The organism is Pseudomonas sp. efr-133-TYG-103a, from assembly GCF_030209235.1.
Classification (GTDB): Bacteria; Pseudomonadota; Gammaproteobacteria; order Pseudomonadales; family Pseudomonadaceae; genus Aquipseudomonas.
Genome location: NZ_JARVSK010000016.1, coordinates 230,627 through 245,220, shown reverse-complemented (window position 1 = coordinate 245,220; position 14,594 = coordinate 230,627). Strand labels below are relative to the sequence as shown.

General features: G+C 60.9%; 17 protein-coding genes. 10 read left to right on the top strand and 7 right to left on the bottom strand.

Annotated features, from left to right (window positions below; translation table 11 throughout):
• Positions 1-11: 11 nt before the first annotated feature.
• Complete coding sequence (locus QRN36_RS14970) at positions 12-851, top strand: SDR family oxidoreductase (protein ID WP_285424755.1); 840 nt, start codon at positions 12-14, stop codon at positions 849-851.
• Positions 852-933: 82 nt separating this feature from the next.
• Here the strand turns inward: QRN36_RS14970 and QRN36_RS14965 are convergent, their stop codons facing one another.
• Positions 934-1,824, bottom strand: coding sequence for a LysR family transcriptional regulator (locus tag QRN36_RS14965; protein ID WP_285424754.1), 891 nt, complete (start codon positions 1,822-1,824; stop codon positions 934-936).
• Between the two features lie 104 nt (positions 1,825-1,928).
• On the opposite strand from QRN36_RS14965, the gene QRN36_RS14960 reads away from it, so the two are divergent.
• The 3 genes from QRN36_RS14960 (at position 1,929) to QRN36_RS14950 (ending at position 3,841) form a co-directional block, all read left to right on the top strand.
• Complete coding sequence (locus tag QRN36_RS14960) at positions 1,929-2,921, top strand: zinc-dependent alcohol dehydrogenase family protein (protein ID WP_285424753.1); 993 nt, start codon at positions 1,929-1,931, stop codon at positions 2,919-2,921.
• A gap of 35 nt (positions 2,922-2,956) precedes the next feature.
• Positions 2,957-3,271: a putative quinol monooxygenase gene (locus QRN36_RS14955; RefSeq protein ID WP_285424752.1), complete on the top strand. Its 315-nt coding sequence runs from the start codon at positions 2,957-2,959 to the stop codon at positions 3,269-3,271.
• Positions 3,272-3,349: 78 nt separating this feature from the next.
• On the top strand, positions 3,350-3,841 hold the full coding sequence (locus QRN36_RS14950; RefSeq protein ID WP_285424751.1) for a cupin domain-containing protein: 492 nt from the start codon (positions 3,350-3,352) through the stop codon (positions 3,839-3,841).
• Here QRN36_RS14950 and QRN36_RS14945 read toward each other — a convergent pair.
• Positions 3,820-4,779, bottom strand: a complete 960-nt coding sequence (locus QRN36_RS14945) for a LysR substrate-binding domain-containing protein (RefSeq protein ID WP_373568754.1) — start codon at positions 4,777-4,779, stop codon at positions 3,820-3,822. The genes QRN36_RS14950 and QRN36_RS14945 overlap by 22 nt on opposite strands.
• 105 nt (positions 4,780-4,884) lie before the next feature.
• On the opposite strand from QRN36_RS14945, the gene QRN36_RS14940 reads away from it, so the two are divergent.
• Entirely contained in the window at positions 4,885-5,997 is a 1,113-nt protein-coding gene (locus QRN36_RS14940) for an L-dopachrome tautomerase-related protein (RefSeq protein WP_285424749.1), read from the top strand.
• A gap of 167 nt (positions 5,998-6,164) precedes the next feature.
• Here QRN36_RS14940 and QRN36_RS14935 read toward each other — a convergent pair whose 3' ends face one another.
• Entirely contained in the window at positions 6,165-6,659 is a 495-nt protein-coding gene (locus QRN36_RS14935) for an Lrp/AsnC family transcriptional regulator (RefSeq protein ID WP_285424748.1), read from the bottom strand.
• A gap of 133 nt (positions 6,660-6,792) precedes the next feature.
• On the opposite strand from QRN36_RS14935, the gene QRN36_RS14930 reads away from it, so the two are divergent.
• Positions 6,793-7,803, top strand: a complete 1,011-nt coding sequence (locus QRN36_RS14930; protein ID WP_285424747.1) for a DMT family transporter — start codon at positions 6,793-6,795, stop codon at positions 7,801-7,803.
• 143 nt (positions 7,804-7,946) lie between these two features.
• Here the strand turns inward: QRN36_RS14930 and QRN36_RS14925 are convergent, their stop codons facing one another.
• Positions 7,947-8,690 (bottom strand): SDR family NAD(P)-dependent oxidoreductase, encoded by a 744-nt coding sequence (locus QRN36_RS14925; RefSeq protein ID WP_285424746.1) that lies wholly within the window; start codon positions 8,688-8,690, stop codon positions 7,947-7,949.
• 314 nt (positions 8,691-9,004) lie between these two features.
• Here QRN36_RS14925 and alaE point away from each other — a divergent pair, with 314 nt between their 5' ends.
• The gene (alaE, locus tag QRN36_RS14920) at positions 9,005-9,466 is read left to right on the top strand and encodes an L-alanine exporter AlaE (protein ID WP_285424745.1); all 462 of its coding nucleotides are present in this window, start codon (positions 9,005-9,007) and stop codon (positions 9,464-9,466) included.
• A 14-nt stretch (positions 9,467-9,480) separates the two neighbouring features.
• On the opposite strand, the gene QRN36_RS14915 is transcribed toward alaE, so the two are convergent.
• The 3 genes from QRN36_RS14915 to QRN36_RS14905 all read right to left on the bottom strand — a co-directional run bounded on the left by QRN36_RS14915 (position 9,481) and on the right by QRN36_RS14905 (position 11,749).
• Positions 9,481-10,161 carry an HAD-IA family hydrolase gene (locus QRN36_RS14915; protein ID WP_285424744.1) on the bottom strand — a complete coding sequence of 227 codons (681 nt, stop codon included), beginning with the start codon at positions 10,159-10,161 and terminating at the stop codon, positions 9,481-9,483.
• Positions 10,158-10,556 carry a RidA family protein gene (locus QRN36_RS14910; RefSeq protein WP_285424743.1) on the bottom strand — a complete coding sequence of 133 codons (399 nt, stop codon included), beginning with the start codon at positions 10,554-10,556 and terminating at the stop codon, positions 10,158-10,160. Before QRN36_RS14910 ends, QRN36_RS14915 begins: the two co-directional genes overlap by 4 nt.
• A gap of 68 nt (positions 10,557-10,624) precedes the next feature.
• Complete coding sequence (locus tag QRN36_RS14905) at positions 10,625-11,749, bottom strand: alanine racemase (RefSeq protein WP_285424742.1); 1,125 nt, start codon at positions 11,747-11,749, stop codon at positions 10,625-10,627.
• Between the two features lie 88 nt (positions 11,750-11,837).
• On the opposite strand from QRN36_RS14905, the gene QRN36_RS14900 reads away from it, so the two are divergent.
• From QRN36_RS14900 to QRN36_RS14890, 3 genes are all read left to right on the top strand, one after another.
• The gene (locus QRN36_RS14900; RefSeq protein WP_285424741.1) at positions 11,838-12,743 is read left to right on the top strand and encodes a LysR family transcriptional regulator; all 906 of its coding nucleotides are present in this window, start codon (positions 11,838-11,840) and stop codon (positions 12,741-12,743) included.
• A 74-nt stretch (positions 12,744-12,817) separates the two neighbouring features.
• Positions 12,818-14,059, top strand: a complete 1,242-nt coding sequence (locus QRN36_RS14895; RefSeq protein WP_285424740.1) for an MFS transporter — start codon at positions 12,818-12,820, stop codon at positions 14,057-14,059.
• Between the two features lie 43 nt (positions 14,060-14,102).
• Complete coding sequence (locus QRN36_RS14890; RefSeq protein ID WP_285424739.1) at positions 14,103-14,591, top strand: hypothetical protein; 489 nt, start codon at positions 14,103-14,105, stop codon at positions 14,589-14,591.
• Positions 14,592-14,594 lie beyond the last annotated feature (3 nt).

The following is a 14,594-nucleotide window of genomic DNA, read 5'->3' as shown; positions in this document are numbered from 1 at the left end:
GGAGACTCCAGATGCAACGTACATGGCTCATTACCGGAATCAGCAGCGGCTTTGGTCGCATCATGGCTGAGCAGCTGTTGGCCCGCGGCGACCGGGTTGCGGGAACCGTGCGAACGCTGTCCAGCGTCGCCGACCTTCAGGCGCGTTACCCTGAACATTTATGGCTGGCCGAGCTCGACGTGGCCCAGACGCTGACCGTGCGCCCCGTCGTCGACCGTGCCTTCGCAGCGCTCGGCCGGATCGACGTTGTGGTCAGTAACGCCGGCTACGGGCTTTTCGGGGCTGCGGAAGAAGCGACGGATGAGCAACTTTTCCATCAGATCAACACCAATCTGATCGGCTCGATGCAGGTCATTCGCGCGGCGCTGCCTCATCTGCGTGACACCGGCGGCGGGCGAATCATTCAATTGTCGAGCGTGGGCGGGCAAGCCGCGTTTCCTGGCGCTTCGCTGTATCACGCCGCCAAGTGGGGCATTGAAGGCTTCCTCGACGCACTTTCAATGGAGGTCGCCACGTTCAATATTGGCTGCACGTTGATCGAACCGGGCAGCGCGCGAACCCGTTTTCGATATGCCAATTCGCAGCTCACGCCGCCGCTTGCGGCGTACGATGACTCTCCGGCCAACCTCGCACGCAAGATGATCGAGGCCGCCACCGCGGTCCCTCAGGGTGATCCCGAAAAAATGGTGCGAGTGATGATCGACAGCGTCGACCAGCATCCGGCGCCCCGACGCATTGCGCTGGGCAGTGACGCTTTCAACGCGATGCATCAGCAAATCGGCAAGCGCCTGGCGGACCTGGAAGCTCAACGCGAACTTGCTTTCTCCACGGATTTCCCGCCGGGTGTCTGAACGCCGGACGGTCGACGGCCCTTGCCACGCAGCGCCTGCTCAGGCCTGGAGTGCGTGGGCTGAACAGGCCTCGGCCATCACGTCATGCCAACGGCTTTTCGCTGACCTGCTGTTTGAGGTGGGCGATAAAGCTGCGCACGGCAGGCGAAACGTTTTCTCGCGACGGGTAGACCGCAAAGATGCCGATCGGAGGCTCTACGCTCCAGTCGGCCAGCGCCTCGACCAGACGCCCTGCTCTCAAATCCTCGGCAACGTGCCAGTCGGCGAGCAGTGCAACGCCATGTCCGTCGAGGGCCATCTGTTTCACGACCTCCCCCATGCTGGCCGCGAACCTTCCTCGCATGCGCACAGCCTCCTGGACATCGTCACGGGCGAAGACCCAACGCCGCTGCGCCCCGATGATCAAGGCCGTGTGCGCGCTGAGCTGCGCCGGGCTCGAAGGCATGCCGTGGTCGCGCCAGTACGCGGGGGACGCGCAGACCAGCCGTCTGCAGGGCGTGATCTGCTGGGCGATGAGGGTTGAGTCTTCCAGCGCGCCGTAGCGGATGGCGAGGTCCACGCCCTCGGCGATCAGGTCGACCATGCGGTCTGTGAGATCCAGCTCCACCGACACCTTCGGGTAGCGATTCAGGTAACTGCTCACCACCTCTGACAGGTAACTGCGCGCCAGCGTCGCCGACGCAGTGATACGCAGTCTGCCGGCGATGTCGGCATCGTTGGCGAGCACGCGCTGAGCGGCATCGACGCCTTCGAGGATGGTCAGCACATGGGGGTGAAAGTGTTCGCCGTAGGTCGTCGGGCTCAGGCGGCGCGTCGTGCGATTGAACAGGCGATGACCGATGCGATCTTCAAGTCCCAGCAGCCGTTTGCTGCCACCGGCCGGGCTGATGCCGAGTTTTTCTGCGGCGGCACGAATGGAGCCGCTGGCATAGACCTCGGCGAAGAATCGCAAGTCATCGATGGAATCAAGCATGTATTAGCAACCAATGGGACCGTAAGTCGCAACGATTATGGCCTATTCGTTCCAGTTGCTCGATGATAATTTTCAGCCATTGTGAACTGACTTCTGGAGCAACGATGAAAGCGATCGTCATCAACCGGCATGGGGACTCTCAAGTCTTCGAAGACATGGACCTGCCGGACATTCAGGCCCGTCCCGGCCATGTGGTCATCGACGTGCAGGCGACCAGTGTGAACCCTGTCGACACCAAGATCCGTCAAGGCAGCGAAGGGACTGCAGGGCTCACCTTTCCGGCGGTTCTGCATATGGATGTGGCAGGCATCATCAGCGCCGTGGGCGAAGGCGTGACCGGCTTCAAAGTAGGCGACGCGGTTTATGGCTGTGCCGGCGGAGTCGTCGGTATTCCGGGCGCACTGGCCGAGCAGATGGAGGCCGATGCGGACCTGATCGCTCTCAAGCCTGAGTCGCTGTCCTTCGCCGACGCTGCCGCGCTGCCGCTGGTATCGATCACCGCGTGGGAAGCCCTGGTGGATCGCGCGTCGATCAAGCCGATGGATGATGTGCTGATTCAGGGCGGCACCGGTGGCGTGGGGCATATTGCGATTCAACTGGCCAAGGCCATGGGGGCCCGGGTGACCACCACTGTCTCAACGTCCGAAAAGGCGGCCATCGCGCAAAAACTGGGCGCCGATGAAATCGCGCTGTACAACGCCGAAACGCCCGAGCAATACAGCGAACGCATTACCGGTTCCAGGGGCTTCGACACGGTGTTCGACACCTTCGGGGGCAAGGTTTTGCAGAATTCGCTCAAAGCCGCAAAACTCAAAGGTCACGTCGTTTCCATCATCGGCTACGACACCTATGACCTGACCGACATGCATTTCAAAGGGCTCAAGCTCGATCTGGTGTTCATGCCCATTCAGATCATTCACAACGTCGAGCGAAAGCATCATGGCGACATCCTTCGCAGGGTCGCGGCGCTCGTCGACAGAGGTCTGATACGGCCGCTGATCGACCAGCGTTTTGCGTTTACCCGAGAAGGCGCCGGGGCTGCCCATGATCGACTGGAATCCGCCCGAGCCATCGGAAAAATCGTGATCGCCCGCTGATCGCCACCTCACACACTCTGCCGGAAGGTCATCTGATGAACAGCCAATCCAGCCCAGCCACACCGCTCTACCTGGTTGCCACACTGCAGGCGGTCAAAGGCGCGCAAACGCAGTTATTGAATGCACTGCAGACGCTAGTCCCACGCTCGAGGCAGGAGCCGGGTTGCATTCGGTATGACCTGCATGTCGATCGCGCCGACTCGACAGTGCTGATCGTTTACGAGATCTGGCGGGATCAAAAAGCACTCGACGAGCACGCCGCTTCAGGCCACTTCCAGCAGTTCCTGAAAACGGCGGAACCACTGTTGGCCGCCCCGCTGGACGTCCGAGTGCTCGACCTCGTGCAATGAGGCTGACCGCCCTTCCTTGAACACTGCGCCGGGCGCCACCGCAGTCTCGGCGCCTGCAGCAACTTATTGGGTTTCAACATGAAAGCATTCGCCCTTCCGCTCCTCGCCTCACTCGTTCTCCTGAGCGGTCAGTCCATCGCGGCTGAGCCGTCGATCGCCGATGCGCCCGGAAAAGGCCAGCAACCGACGATATCGCCCTTCCGGCATGCCCTGCCGGACCTGTACGACTTCAGTCAGATTCCGGTGGAGAACATGGGTGCCGGCATCACCCGTCAAACCGTTCACAACGCCCAAAGCACGCTGGCCAGATGGGTTTTCGCCAAAGGCGCTGTCGTCCCTTTGCACCACCACGTCAACGAACAGATCACCTGGATTACCGCGGGATCGGTTGAAGTTTTCTCGCAAGGAAAGCGCTTCGTGGTCCGCGCCGGGGAAGTGATCGTGTTTCCGGCCAATGTGCCCCATGAGTTTCGTTCGCTGGAGGACGGCACTGTCGACGTCGATGTCTTCACTCCAGCCCGCCAGGACTGGATCGACGGTACGGCCAACTACATCAAGCCCGCCTCTTGATCCAGCGGCGGGGGCGTGATGTCCTGGCTGTCGCGCGGGACATCGTGCAACTGGCTGCACCGCGCCGCGAGAAATGTGCGCAGCTTATGCACGGCAGGCGTGAGCGAGTGACGGTGTGCGCAGACCATCTGCAAGGGAGCAGGCTGACCCACTTCCTGGGCGAAGACTTCGACCAGCCGTCCGGCTTTGAGGTCGGCCATGACATCGATTCGGGATTTGTAAACGATACCCGCTCCGCTCACCGCCCAACGACGCACGACATCCGCGTCATCACTCACCCGATCGCCTGTCACCACCACGGTTTTCGGGCCATTTCTGGTATGAAAGGTCCACCGCTCGTGGGTCTGCTCGCTCATGACGTAGCGCAGGCAATTGTGCCGGGTCAAGGCATCCAGGTTTTCCGGCACGCCATGCCTGGCCAGGTAATCGGGTGACGCGCAGAGCGTGCGCCGGTTCCACGGCGCCAGAGGCAGCGAGATCAGGCTTGAATCCGCAAGCAGGCCATAACGAATGCCGACATCGATCTGGTCAGTGAAGAAGTCGACCACGCTGTCGCTGATGCGCAGTTGCAACTGGATCAGTGGATGCTCGGCCTGAAAGGCTTCGAGCCACGGAAGCAGCACGTTGCGTCCCAGGTCCGACGGCATGGACAACCGTATCGGCCCCGACAACTCGTCACGCCCCTCATCCAGAGCCCTTTCGCCGCTGGTCAGCGCAATCAATGCCGCCTCGGCATGAGGCAGGTAGCGCTCACCTTCGTCGGAAATGCGCAGGCGCCGGGTGGAGCGCACAAACAGGCGCACATCGAGCTGGCCCTCGAGCCTCTGAATGGCCGCACTGGCGAATGCGGGGGATGTGTCCAGCGCACGGGCCGCCGCTGAAAAACTGCCCAACTTGGCGGCTGTCACGAACATGTGCAGGTCGTCCAGACGGATGATCTTCTTCATAGCGACGAAATTCTTTCCAGTATTGACGTGATTATCAGGATATTCGGGAAACGCGATCATCGTCTTCTACTTTCAACTCTCAACGGAGTTTCGCCGATGACAACCTTCAAGAAACGCTGGCTGGTTCCCGTGGCCATGAGCGTATTCGCCGCTTATGCCAATGCCAATGCCAATGCCGCCGACAGTGCGCTCGAGGTGGTCGCTCATGCCTCGCAGGCGGTGTGGAACGCCGTCGCTGTCGACAGCGCCGGCAAGGTCTACGTATCAGGTCCCAAATGGACAGGGATGAAAGGACCGTCGGTATCCAGACTGAATGCCAGCGGCGAGCCCGTTGCTTTTCCAGACGCCCGTTGGAACAGCGACGATGCATCGATTCCCGCGTCGCAGCGGTTCATCAACGTCAACGCCCTGCATCAGGATGACCGGGGGCAGTTGTGGATCGTCGACGCTGGCGTCACCGGTTTCGGCGGGCATGTCATCCCCGGCGGCGCAAAGCTTGTGGTCGTCGATGTGCAGTCCGGCAAAACGGTCAAAGTGATCGTGCTCGATTCCACGATCGCCAAAGACGGCAGCTATATCGATGACATCCGCTTCAACGGCGATCACGCTTACTTGAGCGATGCGGGCGTGCCAGGCATCGTTGTGCTGGACCTGAAGAACGGTTCGATGCGCCGGGTTCTAGAGGACAGCCCGGCGACCCACGCACCGGCAGACAGAGATATCGTCCTGAGCGGCAAGGTGGTCAGAGCTCCCGATGGCACGGCACTGCGCGTTCATTCCGACCCGCTGGAAACCAGCATCGACGGCAAATGGCTGTACTTCGCCGCGCTCGAAGGCCCGTGGTACAAGGTTGAAACACGCTTGCTCAACGATGCCGCGCTGGCGCCTGAGTCACTCTCCGCCAGCGTTCAGTTCTGGCGTGACCTGCCTCCGGTGGGCGGCACGGCGATGGACAAGCAAGGCAACTTCTATTTCAGCGACCTGGCAACCGATACCCTCAAGCGCATCAGCGTCTCAGGCAACATTGAGAGCATCGTTTCCGACCCTGCACTGCATTGGGTAGATGCCCCCGCATTCGATCCGCAAGGCCGCATTTACCTGCCGGCCGCTCAAGTCGATCGGGTCGGCCTGTTCAACGGGGGAACGTCGAAGGTCCAATGGCCGCTCAAGGTATTCAGACTGGAGGTCTCGAAACCTTCCACCCGCTAAGGTTGCCAGTCGGCCGCCCATCTCCACACGCTGTCCGCCACCCGGGCAGCGTGTCCATCGCTTCAACTTGCCTCCCACGCGCTGGCACCTCACCTGTCCCACGGCCCTGGCACCTCCGTTAAGGCGACGCCAGCTCAGCGTCGTGTTGAAAGGTGCGCACCACTCGATCAGGTCTTTTCAATCAGGGTCATTCCGTTGGGCGGCAGCGGCAAGGCGGTTTTGTACCTCACTTGCTTGAGAGCAAAGCTGGAACGAATGTTCGCAACGCCGGGAATCTTGCTGAGATGGTCAAGGATGAACCGCTCAAGCGCCTGAATGGACGACACCAGCACCCTGATCAGATAGTCCGCATCGCCGGACATCAGATAGCACTCCATGACTTCCGGGCGCTCGGCAATCGCCGCCTCGAATCGCGCCAGCACCTCGATGACCTGCTTCTCCAGACTGACGTGAATAAAGACGTTCAGGTGCAAGCCCAGCGGCTCTGGATCGAGCAGCGTCACCTGCTGACGAATGAGCCCTTTTTCCTGCATGGCCTTGACCCTGTTGAAGCAAGGCGTCGGCGACAGATTGACCGCACGCGCCAGCTCGGCATTGGTAATCCGGGCGTCAGCCTGAAGCTGATTCAAGATGTTCACATCGGTGCGATCCAAACGATGCATAGGGTATTTACTCTTCAAATTGACGTTTTTGAAGAATATTTATACTGCGTAGTGGCGATTGGCAAGGATCTTGAGAGAAATAATCTGATACCCATCATTTAAAATGACCTCATCAACTAATGAGGTGAGCATCATGGGGAACGCAAGCGATCAATGTCCCGGCGCGGCAGCCTGCACTCAGGGCGGACAAACCCGATTCAACCTCAGGTCCAGACAAGCCAACGGCCTGGCCTTGCTGTTGATCGCCATCCTGATCTGGGGGGCCAACTGGCCAGTGATGAAAACCGGGCTGTCGCACATCACGCCCATCTGGTTTTCCGCGAGTCGATTCGTCACCGGCGCCGCCTGCCTCTTCGCGTTACAACTCATCACCGGCACCTTGCGCCTGCCGACACGCCGGGATCTGCCGCTGCTCTTGAGCGTTGGCCTTTTGCAGATGCTGGCGTTCACCGTATTGGGCTCGGTGGCCATGGCGGACATTCCGGCCGGACGTTCAGCGGTGCTCGCTTACACCACGCCGCTCTGGGTACTGCCGGCCGCTGTGCTGTTCTTTCGTGAAAGACTCACTCGCACCCAACTGATCGGCACGTTGCTCGGCATTGCCGGCGTGGCGGTGCTGTTCAATCCGATGGCGCTCGACTGGAACAACGGTTTGATCATCCGCGCGAATCTGCTGCTGCTCTGCGCGTCACTCTGTTGGGCCATCTGCATTCTCCACTTGCGCTACTACAAGGGAGACTCCAGTGCGTATCAATTGGCGCCGTGGCAAATGCTCGTCGCGTCGGTGCCATTGCTGATACTCGCCCGAGCAGTGGAAGGCCCGTTTTCAGGGGATGGATCACGCACCTTCTGGGAGGTCATCCTGTTCGTCGGGCCACTGGCGACCGCGTTCTGTTTCTGTGCCGTAAATGCGGCAAGCATGTGGCTTTCCAGCACCAGCATGGCGTCGGCGATGCTTGGCGTACCGATCGTGGGGCTGCTGATGTCGGTTGCCATGCTCGGCGAGCACCTGACCCCATCGCTGACGGCAGGCGTGATCGCGATCGCAGGCGGCATCCTCTTCGTGACCATGGGTTCCAGGAAGCCAGGCCCACGGCCTGAGGCAGCGGGCATGACCGATGCGCGAATCAAGGGAGGACGCTGAGCCCGGCCTTGTTGCAGGGCGGCACAACACAAATCGCATCAGAAGGCTGCGGGTTGACCACTGGCCTTCGAGCATTAATCAAAGACCGGCACTCGGCATCGAAGACGAATAACGCACCGTGCCGGTCTTCATGGGTTCACGCGCTAGCGCAGCGTGTACCCGCCATCGACGATGACTTCCTGGCCGTAGATGCTGCGGGCGCTGCCGGACAGCAGAAACATGATCACATCCGCCACCGCCTCAGGCTCCAGAAACGTGCCGTCGAGCAACCGCTCGTTGACGGCCTGCGCCACCGCGGTCAGCTTGACGTTGTCCAGGCCGAGGGACCTCCAGATCGGTGTCGCCGTCGGGCCTGGCGACACCACGTTCACACGAATGCCGGCGCCCGCCAGTTCCACAGCCAGTGTGCGGGCGTGGGCGGTCAACGCGGTTTTCGAGGCGATGTAGCCAGCAAGGCCGGGGAACGCCAAGGCGCTGAGAAACGTGCCGATGAACACCACCGATGCCGGCGACGCCAGCTGAGTCCGAAAAGCCGACAACGTGTTGAGCGCTCCGGCTCCGTTGACTGACCAGTTACGATCAAAGCCGTTCGTGTCCAGGGTGTCTTGCAGCACCGCCACGCCGGCGTTGGGCACCAGAAAGTCCACCGGGCCGAGGGCTCGAGTATAAGACGCGGCCCTTTGCAGATCGGCAGGCTCCCGCACATCGCCCTGGATGACGTGAAGTCGACTTCCCGCGACTTCCTCCAACGGCGCCAGCCCGCCACGACTTCGCGCCATGGCCACGACCGATGCCCCGCTCTCGAGTAACCGCTGCACCAGCGCAAGGCCAATCCCCGAACTGGCGCCCGTGACCACTGCCAGACGATTGCCGAACTCACTCTTCATTTTTCTTCACCTCGGTAGTCAGAATGCTTACCGAGTGATTACATGAAGCGTGCCATTTTTAAAGTTTATATAAATCAATAACCTGCAAAATAAACAGGTGCATTTGACTACCGCCGTTTGCTGTCTTAAGGACTCCAACGAGGTCTGAATGACACGCGCTGCCGTTGTTCACAGATGATGAATCATCTTCTACATTCCTTTCGGGCGTCGCGCGCACAGCTAAGTTACAGTTTCGCCATTGGCAAAGTGAATGTCCCGAACAGTCAGGTTTCACTTGGCCTGACACCTTGCACATGACCAGAAGGAGACGGGATTTGCAGCCACCTACCGAACGGACACTGCGTCGCACCGCGTTTCTGGCGGACACCACGGCGTTGATCCTGTTTTTCACGACCACCGGGATCATCAATGAGCGTTTCATTGCCGGCATGACCTGGGATCAGGTCCTGCATGCGCGCCTGCTCGGCGCCGTGCTGATGATTCCCGTCGCCAGGCCTTACGGCCTGTGGCGGGACTGGCTGATGAAGCGCGCCGGTCCTGGCCGGGCGTCCATGCTGCTCTGGGACAGTATCGCCCTGGTCAGTTTTCAAGTGCCGATCTACGCGGCCATCATTGCCTTCAGCGGCGCATCGGGAGGCGGTCTGGTACGCGGCACCCTCGGCGCGGCCCTGATGATGCTCTTGCTGGGCCGGCCCTATGGCGCGTTCCTGAACGGCGTGCGCAAGGTGTTTGGCTTGCCGCCGGGCGGCGAAAAACCGATGTCGCTCAACAGCTGACCCGAAGGTACGTTCTATGCCTGCACCGCGATGCTCGCCAGGTCCGCTTGCAGACTCTCCAGAGTGGGCCTTGTGATCAGCGGTTCAGGAGCGCCCTCGGGCGCCGTCAGACCAATGCGGTTGTGCCAGATCGTCGGCAGCCCCACTTTCTGCGTGCCGAACAGGTCATAGGCTGAACCTGCAACGAACACGGCATGAGCCGGCTCGACGCCTGCAGTTTCCAACGCCAGCCGATAAGGCGCAGGATCCGGTTTGTAGAAACCGGCTTTCTCAGAGGTGATGATCACGTCGAACGGCACACCCAGCAGGTCGGCCGCGATGTGACCCAGTCTGTCCGAGCAGTTGGTCACGACTCCCAACTGATAACCAGGCTTGAGCGCTGCCAGCACGGCTTTGGCCTCTGCCCACGGCTGCAATTCGCCCCAGCGCGCTTCCAGTCGGGCAGCGGCCCGAGGGCCCAGACCCACTTCGATCGCAGCCTCCTCCACCAACGTTTCGTAGGGCCGATAACGGCCGCAGCCATAAGTCGCTTTCAGGTAAGCCATCCGCCAGGTCCGCCCCATCTGCTCTGATCCAGCGACGGAATTCCACAAGGTCCAGGAATCGAGCAAGGCGGTCAGCAAATCAAACAGCACCAGTTCAACCGGCGCGGCGGGCTGGACGGGACCTGTGTATCGCAGCGCAGGGGAAGTCATTTCAGCGATTCCTGTTCAGGGTTGACGCGTTCGGCAACGGCGGTGATTTCCACGAGGGCACCGTGATGCAACTGGCCGCAGGGAATGATTGCGCGCGCAGGCTTGTGGGTACCGAGAAACTGGGCGTACAGCGCGTTCACCAGCGGCCAGTGCGCCACGTCCGAGATGAAGATCTGCACATTGATCAAGCTTGCCAATGTTGCATCGCCCGCCTGCAGCACGGCCTCCACATTGGCCATGGCCTGGGCAAACTGAGCTTCCATGCCCTCGGGGAAGGTCCCTGTGTGGGGGTTGAACGGCAGTTGTCCAGACACGAACAGCAAATTTCCCGAGACCACCCCGTGCGAGTAATGACCGCCCGGCACAGGCAGGTCTTTTGAGTTGACGACTTTCATCGATGCTTTCCTCTTCATGCGTTAAAGCCATGGGTTTAAGCGGGCCACGAGCGCTTTCAGACGCCCATTCACCAACCCGAGATGCGTGGCCAGTAACCGACACGACGCCCCTCGGCCAAGACGTGATAACCGGCATGCTGGGCAGCGGTCGCACAGGCGTGATTGGGCAGGATCCGCAACTGAGTGCCCACGGGCAGCGCCTGGACGGCAGCAGGATTCGCGGAGCGTGAGGTGATGATTCCATGCTCCTGGTTCGCCGCCGTCACGATCAGGTCTGCGACGGGTCGGCCGGACAGGTCGCAAACGACGCCATAGCCTTGATCGACGCGCTGCTTCGCCGTCCCTCGGTCGCGCGACAGCGCCATCCAGCCGGCGTCGACGATGACCCAGCCCTTTTCCGGCTGATGGCCGATGACCGTCGTCAGCACCGAGACGGCAATTTCCTGCACGTCACAGACGTCCAACCCGGCCATCACCAGATCGAAGAACGCGAACACGCCTGCGCGGACCTCCGTGACACCGGCCAAGTCCTGAGCGAACAGCGCCGTGGGCGTTGAGCCGACGCTGACAATCGGTGTCTCGAAGCCGGCCTTTCGCAGCAGTCCGGCAGCGTTGACGACGGCCTCACGTTCCTGACGGGCAAAGGCTTCGATGTCCGAGCGAGACTGGCTGTCATAAGCGTTTCCGGCGTGGGTCATGACGCCGCTGACCTTAACCCCGCTTCCTTCGAGCAGCCGGGCGATGTCGACCAATAACGGAGAATCCGGCGGTATTCCCGAGCGGTGCCCGTCGCAGTCGACCTCCAGCAACACCTCGAACGATGAGTCGCAGTCGCGGGCAAAGTCAGCCAGCAGGCGAGCGGTTTGAAGGTTGTCCAGCACCAGCTTCAGCGCCGCTCCCTGTTCCAGCAGGCGCGCTGCGTGGGCGAACTTGTTGGGCGCGATGCCCACGCCATACAGGATGTCGGTGTAACCGGCAGCAAAGAAGAACTCAGCCTCGCGCAGGGTCGACACAGTAATCGGCCCTTTTGCACCGTCGAACAGGCGCTCGGTCACTTCCAGGCATTTGTTGGTTTTAACGTGAGGCCGCAACGTGACGTCGAACGGTGCCAACGTGTTTCGCATGCGCAGAATGTTGCCGTCCAGCCGGTCACGGTCCAATAACAGCAAGGGGGTTTCAGTCAGATCGGGCATGTGTTCTCTCCGGTAATGGCGCTATTCTAAGACGCAAATTACCGGTCTGAACGTTAGCTTCATTCACTCTATAATTCAGTATTTCTTAATGATCGACGCTTTTGAAATTCGCTTTCTGCTGATCATCCGTGAGAGCAAGAGCCTGCTGGAAGCTTCCCGAAAACTGGGCCTGACGCCTTCCGCGGTCACTCAGCGACTTCAGCTGATGGAGAAGAAACTCGACGTCCGCCTGGTGGACCGCTCAGCGCGTCGACTGCGATTCACCGACGAGGGCGAATTGCTCTGCGCGCGGGGCACAGGCCTGTTGCAGCAGTTCGATACCTTGCTCGAAGACCTGCAGGAACGCCGCCGGGGCTTCGTCGGAAAACTGAAAATCAATGCGCCGTTCGGCTTCGGCCGGCAGTATGTCGCGCCCTCGGTCGCAGCCTTCAAATTCCTGCATCCTGAAGTCGAAATCGTCCTGACCCTGTCCGATCAGCCGATGCTGGAAGTTGAAGATCGCTTCGACGTGGTCATCCATATCGGCCAGCTCGGCGTTTCGAACCTGGTGTGTCGAACCCTCGCAGCCAACCGCCGGTACGTCTGCGCCTCACCGGCGTTCATCGCACGGCACGGCCCGATCGAATCTCCGGAACAGCTTGCCGAGCTGCCATGCATCGCCCTGCGGGAAAACAACGAAGACGTCACCCTCTGGCATTTCAACCGCGGTCGAAACAGCAAAAGCGTGCGGGTACAGGCCTCCCTGAGCAGCAATGACGGCAACGTCATCAAGCAATGGGGCTGCGACGGACTCGGCGTCATCCTGCGCTCGGAGTGGGACGTCGCCCACGACCTGGCGCAGGGAACGCTTGTGCGACTGCTGCCCGGCTGGAAACTGCCGGACGCCGATGTGGTCGCCCTCACCCACCAGCGCGACGGCCTGCCGGAGCGAACCCGCAACTTCATGCGCCTGCTGCAGGAGTCATTCCAGCCCGAGCCGCCGTGGCGTGCTTGAGTGCGTATCATCGAAACCGCCCGGCCAGCCTGCTCAGCCAAAGGCAACGAGCCCGCTCAACGACAGGAGTTTATGTGCGTAAGGGTTATCTCGCTTTTTTTACCTCGCTGTTTCTGTCGCGGCTGGCGGATCAGATTCTGTTATTCATCGTGCCGCTGGTGGTGTTCCAGACGACCGACAGCGCCTCGTGGGCAGGGCTCGCCTTTTTCGTGGAATCGCTGCCGCGATTTCTGGCGTTTCCGTTGTGCGGCGCGCTGTGCGACAAGTACTCGCCGGTCAGGATCCTGCACGTCAGTCAGGTCTATCGAGCAGTGCTTTGTGTGCTGGCGATGGGGCTTTACGGGATGGTGGGCGGCATCGGCTGGCTCATCGCGTTGTCCGCCCTGTGCGGGGTGTTGACCACCCAAGGCATCATGGCGCGCGAAGTGGTGATGCCACATATCTTCCAGCAATACAGCTACACCAAGACCCTGTCCTATTCTCAGATTGCCGACCAGACCGGGCTGGTGCTCGGGCCTGTGCTGGCGGCCTTGATGCTCGAAGTCTGGGCGTGGCATTGGGTGGTGCTCTGGGTCGCCGGCCTGTTCCTGCTGGCGGACCTGAGCCTGCGAGCGTGGCAACGTTCGAGCCGGGTTACGCTGCCGGCCTTTGAGCAACATCACGATGTCTGGCTGCAACCCTTGCGGGTCGCATTCAGGCACATCGTGAGCTTCGCCGAGCTGAGGAAGATCATCACGCTGGCGGTGGGCGTCAACCTGATCGTCGGCGTCACCCTCGCCACCTCGGCAGCCATGGTCATCGGCCAGTACGGCGCCGGCAAGGACACTTACGCCGGGCTGCAAGCGGTCGGTGCGGTCACGACCATCGCGATTCTGTTTGTTCTCGCGCGCAAGGTGTGGTCGCTTCGCCTGCTGGGCAGTGTCGGTTACTCGATGATCGCGATCGGCGCATTCGTCTGCGCCCTCAGCCCGAATCTGCCCGGATATGCGCTGGGTTTCCTGCTGATCGTCGGGTTCGACAAGATGTTCAACGTCTACATGCGCACCCTCCGGCAGCGGGTGATACCGCCTCAGGATTTCGGCAAGACGGTCGGCGTGATCACGCTGCTCAACAACGCCTCCCAGCCATTTGCCGGCTTAATGGTGGCGTTGCTGGCCGCACCGTTGGGAATCCGCAATGTCATCCTTGCCTTCGCCGTGCTCGCCACCTTGCTTGGGGCATGGACGGTGTGGTGGTTTGCCAAAGCGCGTGGCCGGAATCGCCTCGCGCTGACCCCGACAGATAACGCTGCGCACGGGCTGGACGATGGAACCTGATCCAGAGCCCGTGCCACACATGCGTATTTATCGGAGGTCAGTGATGACAGCAGCGCAGGATTACGAGCGGGTCATTCTTCATCTATTCAGGCTGTTGGGTCAGCCTCAGCCCACGGTAGCGCCCGAGAGCGAAGTCAGGTTGACGCTCAAGTGTGGCGTCGCCACCGACGTCCAGCGTCTTGAGGACTACGTGGCGTTCAGTGCAAGCCTGAAACTGTCGGCGTCGCCTTCTGCGGACCTGTTGATGGACTTGCTGCAGGCCAATCTGGACGTGAGCCACAACCCGTCGATCACCATCGCCGCGGTGGCCCAGACCCGGGAGGTTGTCGTCTGGACCAAACAACATCTCGCTCAGGCCAGCGAGCGCGAGATCGTTGATCTGTACGATCGCTTCGCACACTGCGTCGAGGCCGTGCAGCGATGCATCGATCGCGCTGAAGCCTGCGGCAGAAACGTGCGCAGACCTCCGCTTGCCAACCCTCTTCAACAGCGTGCGACGAGCAGGCACTTGCACCCTTCCTCACTGGGCTGAAAT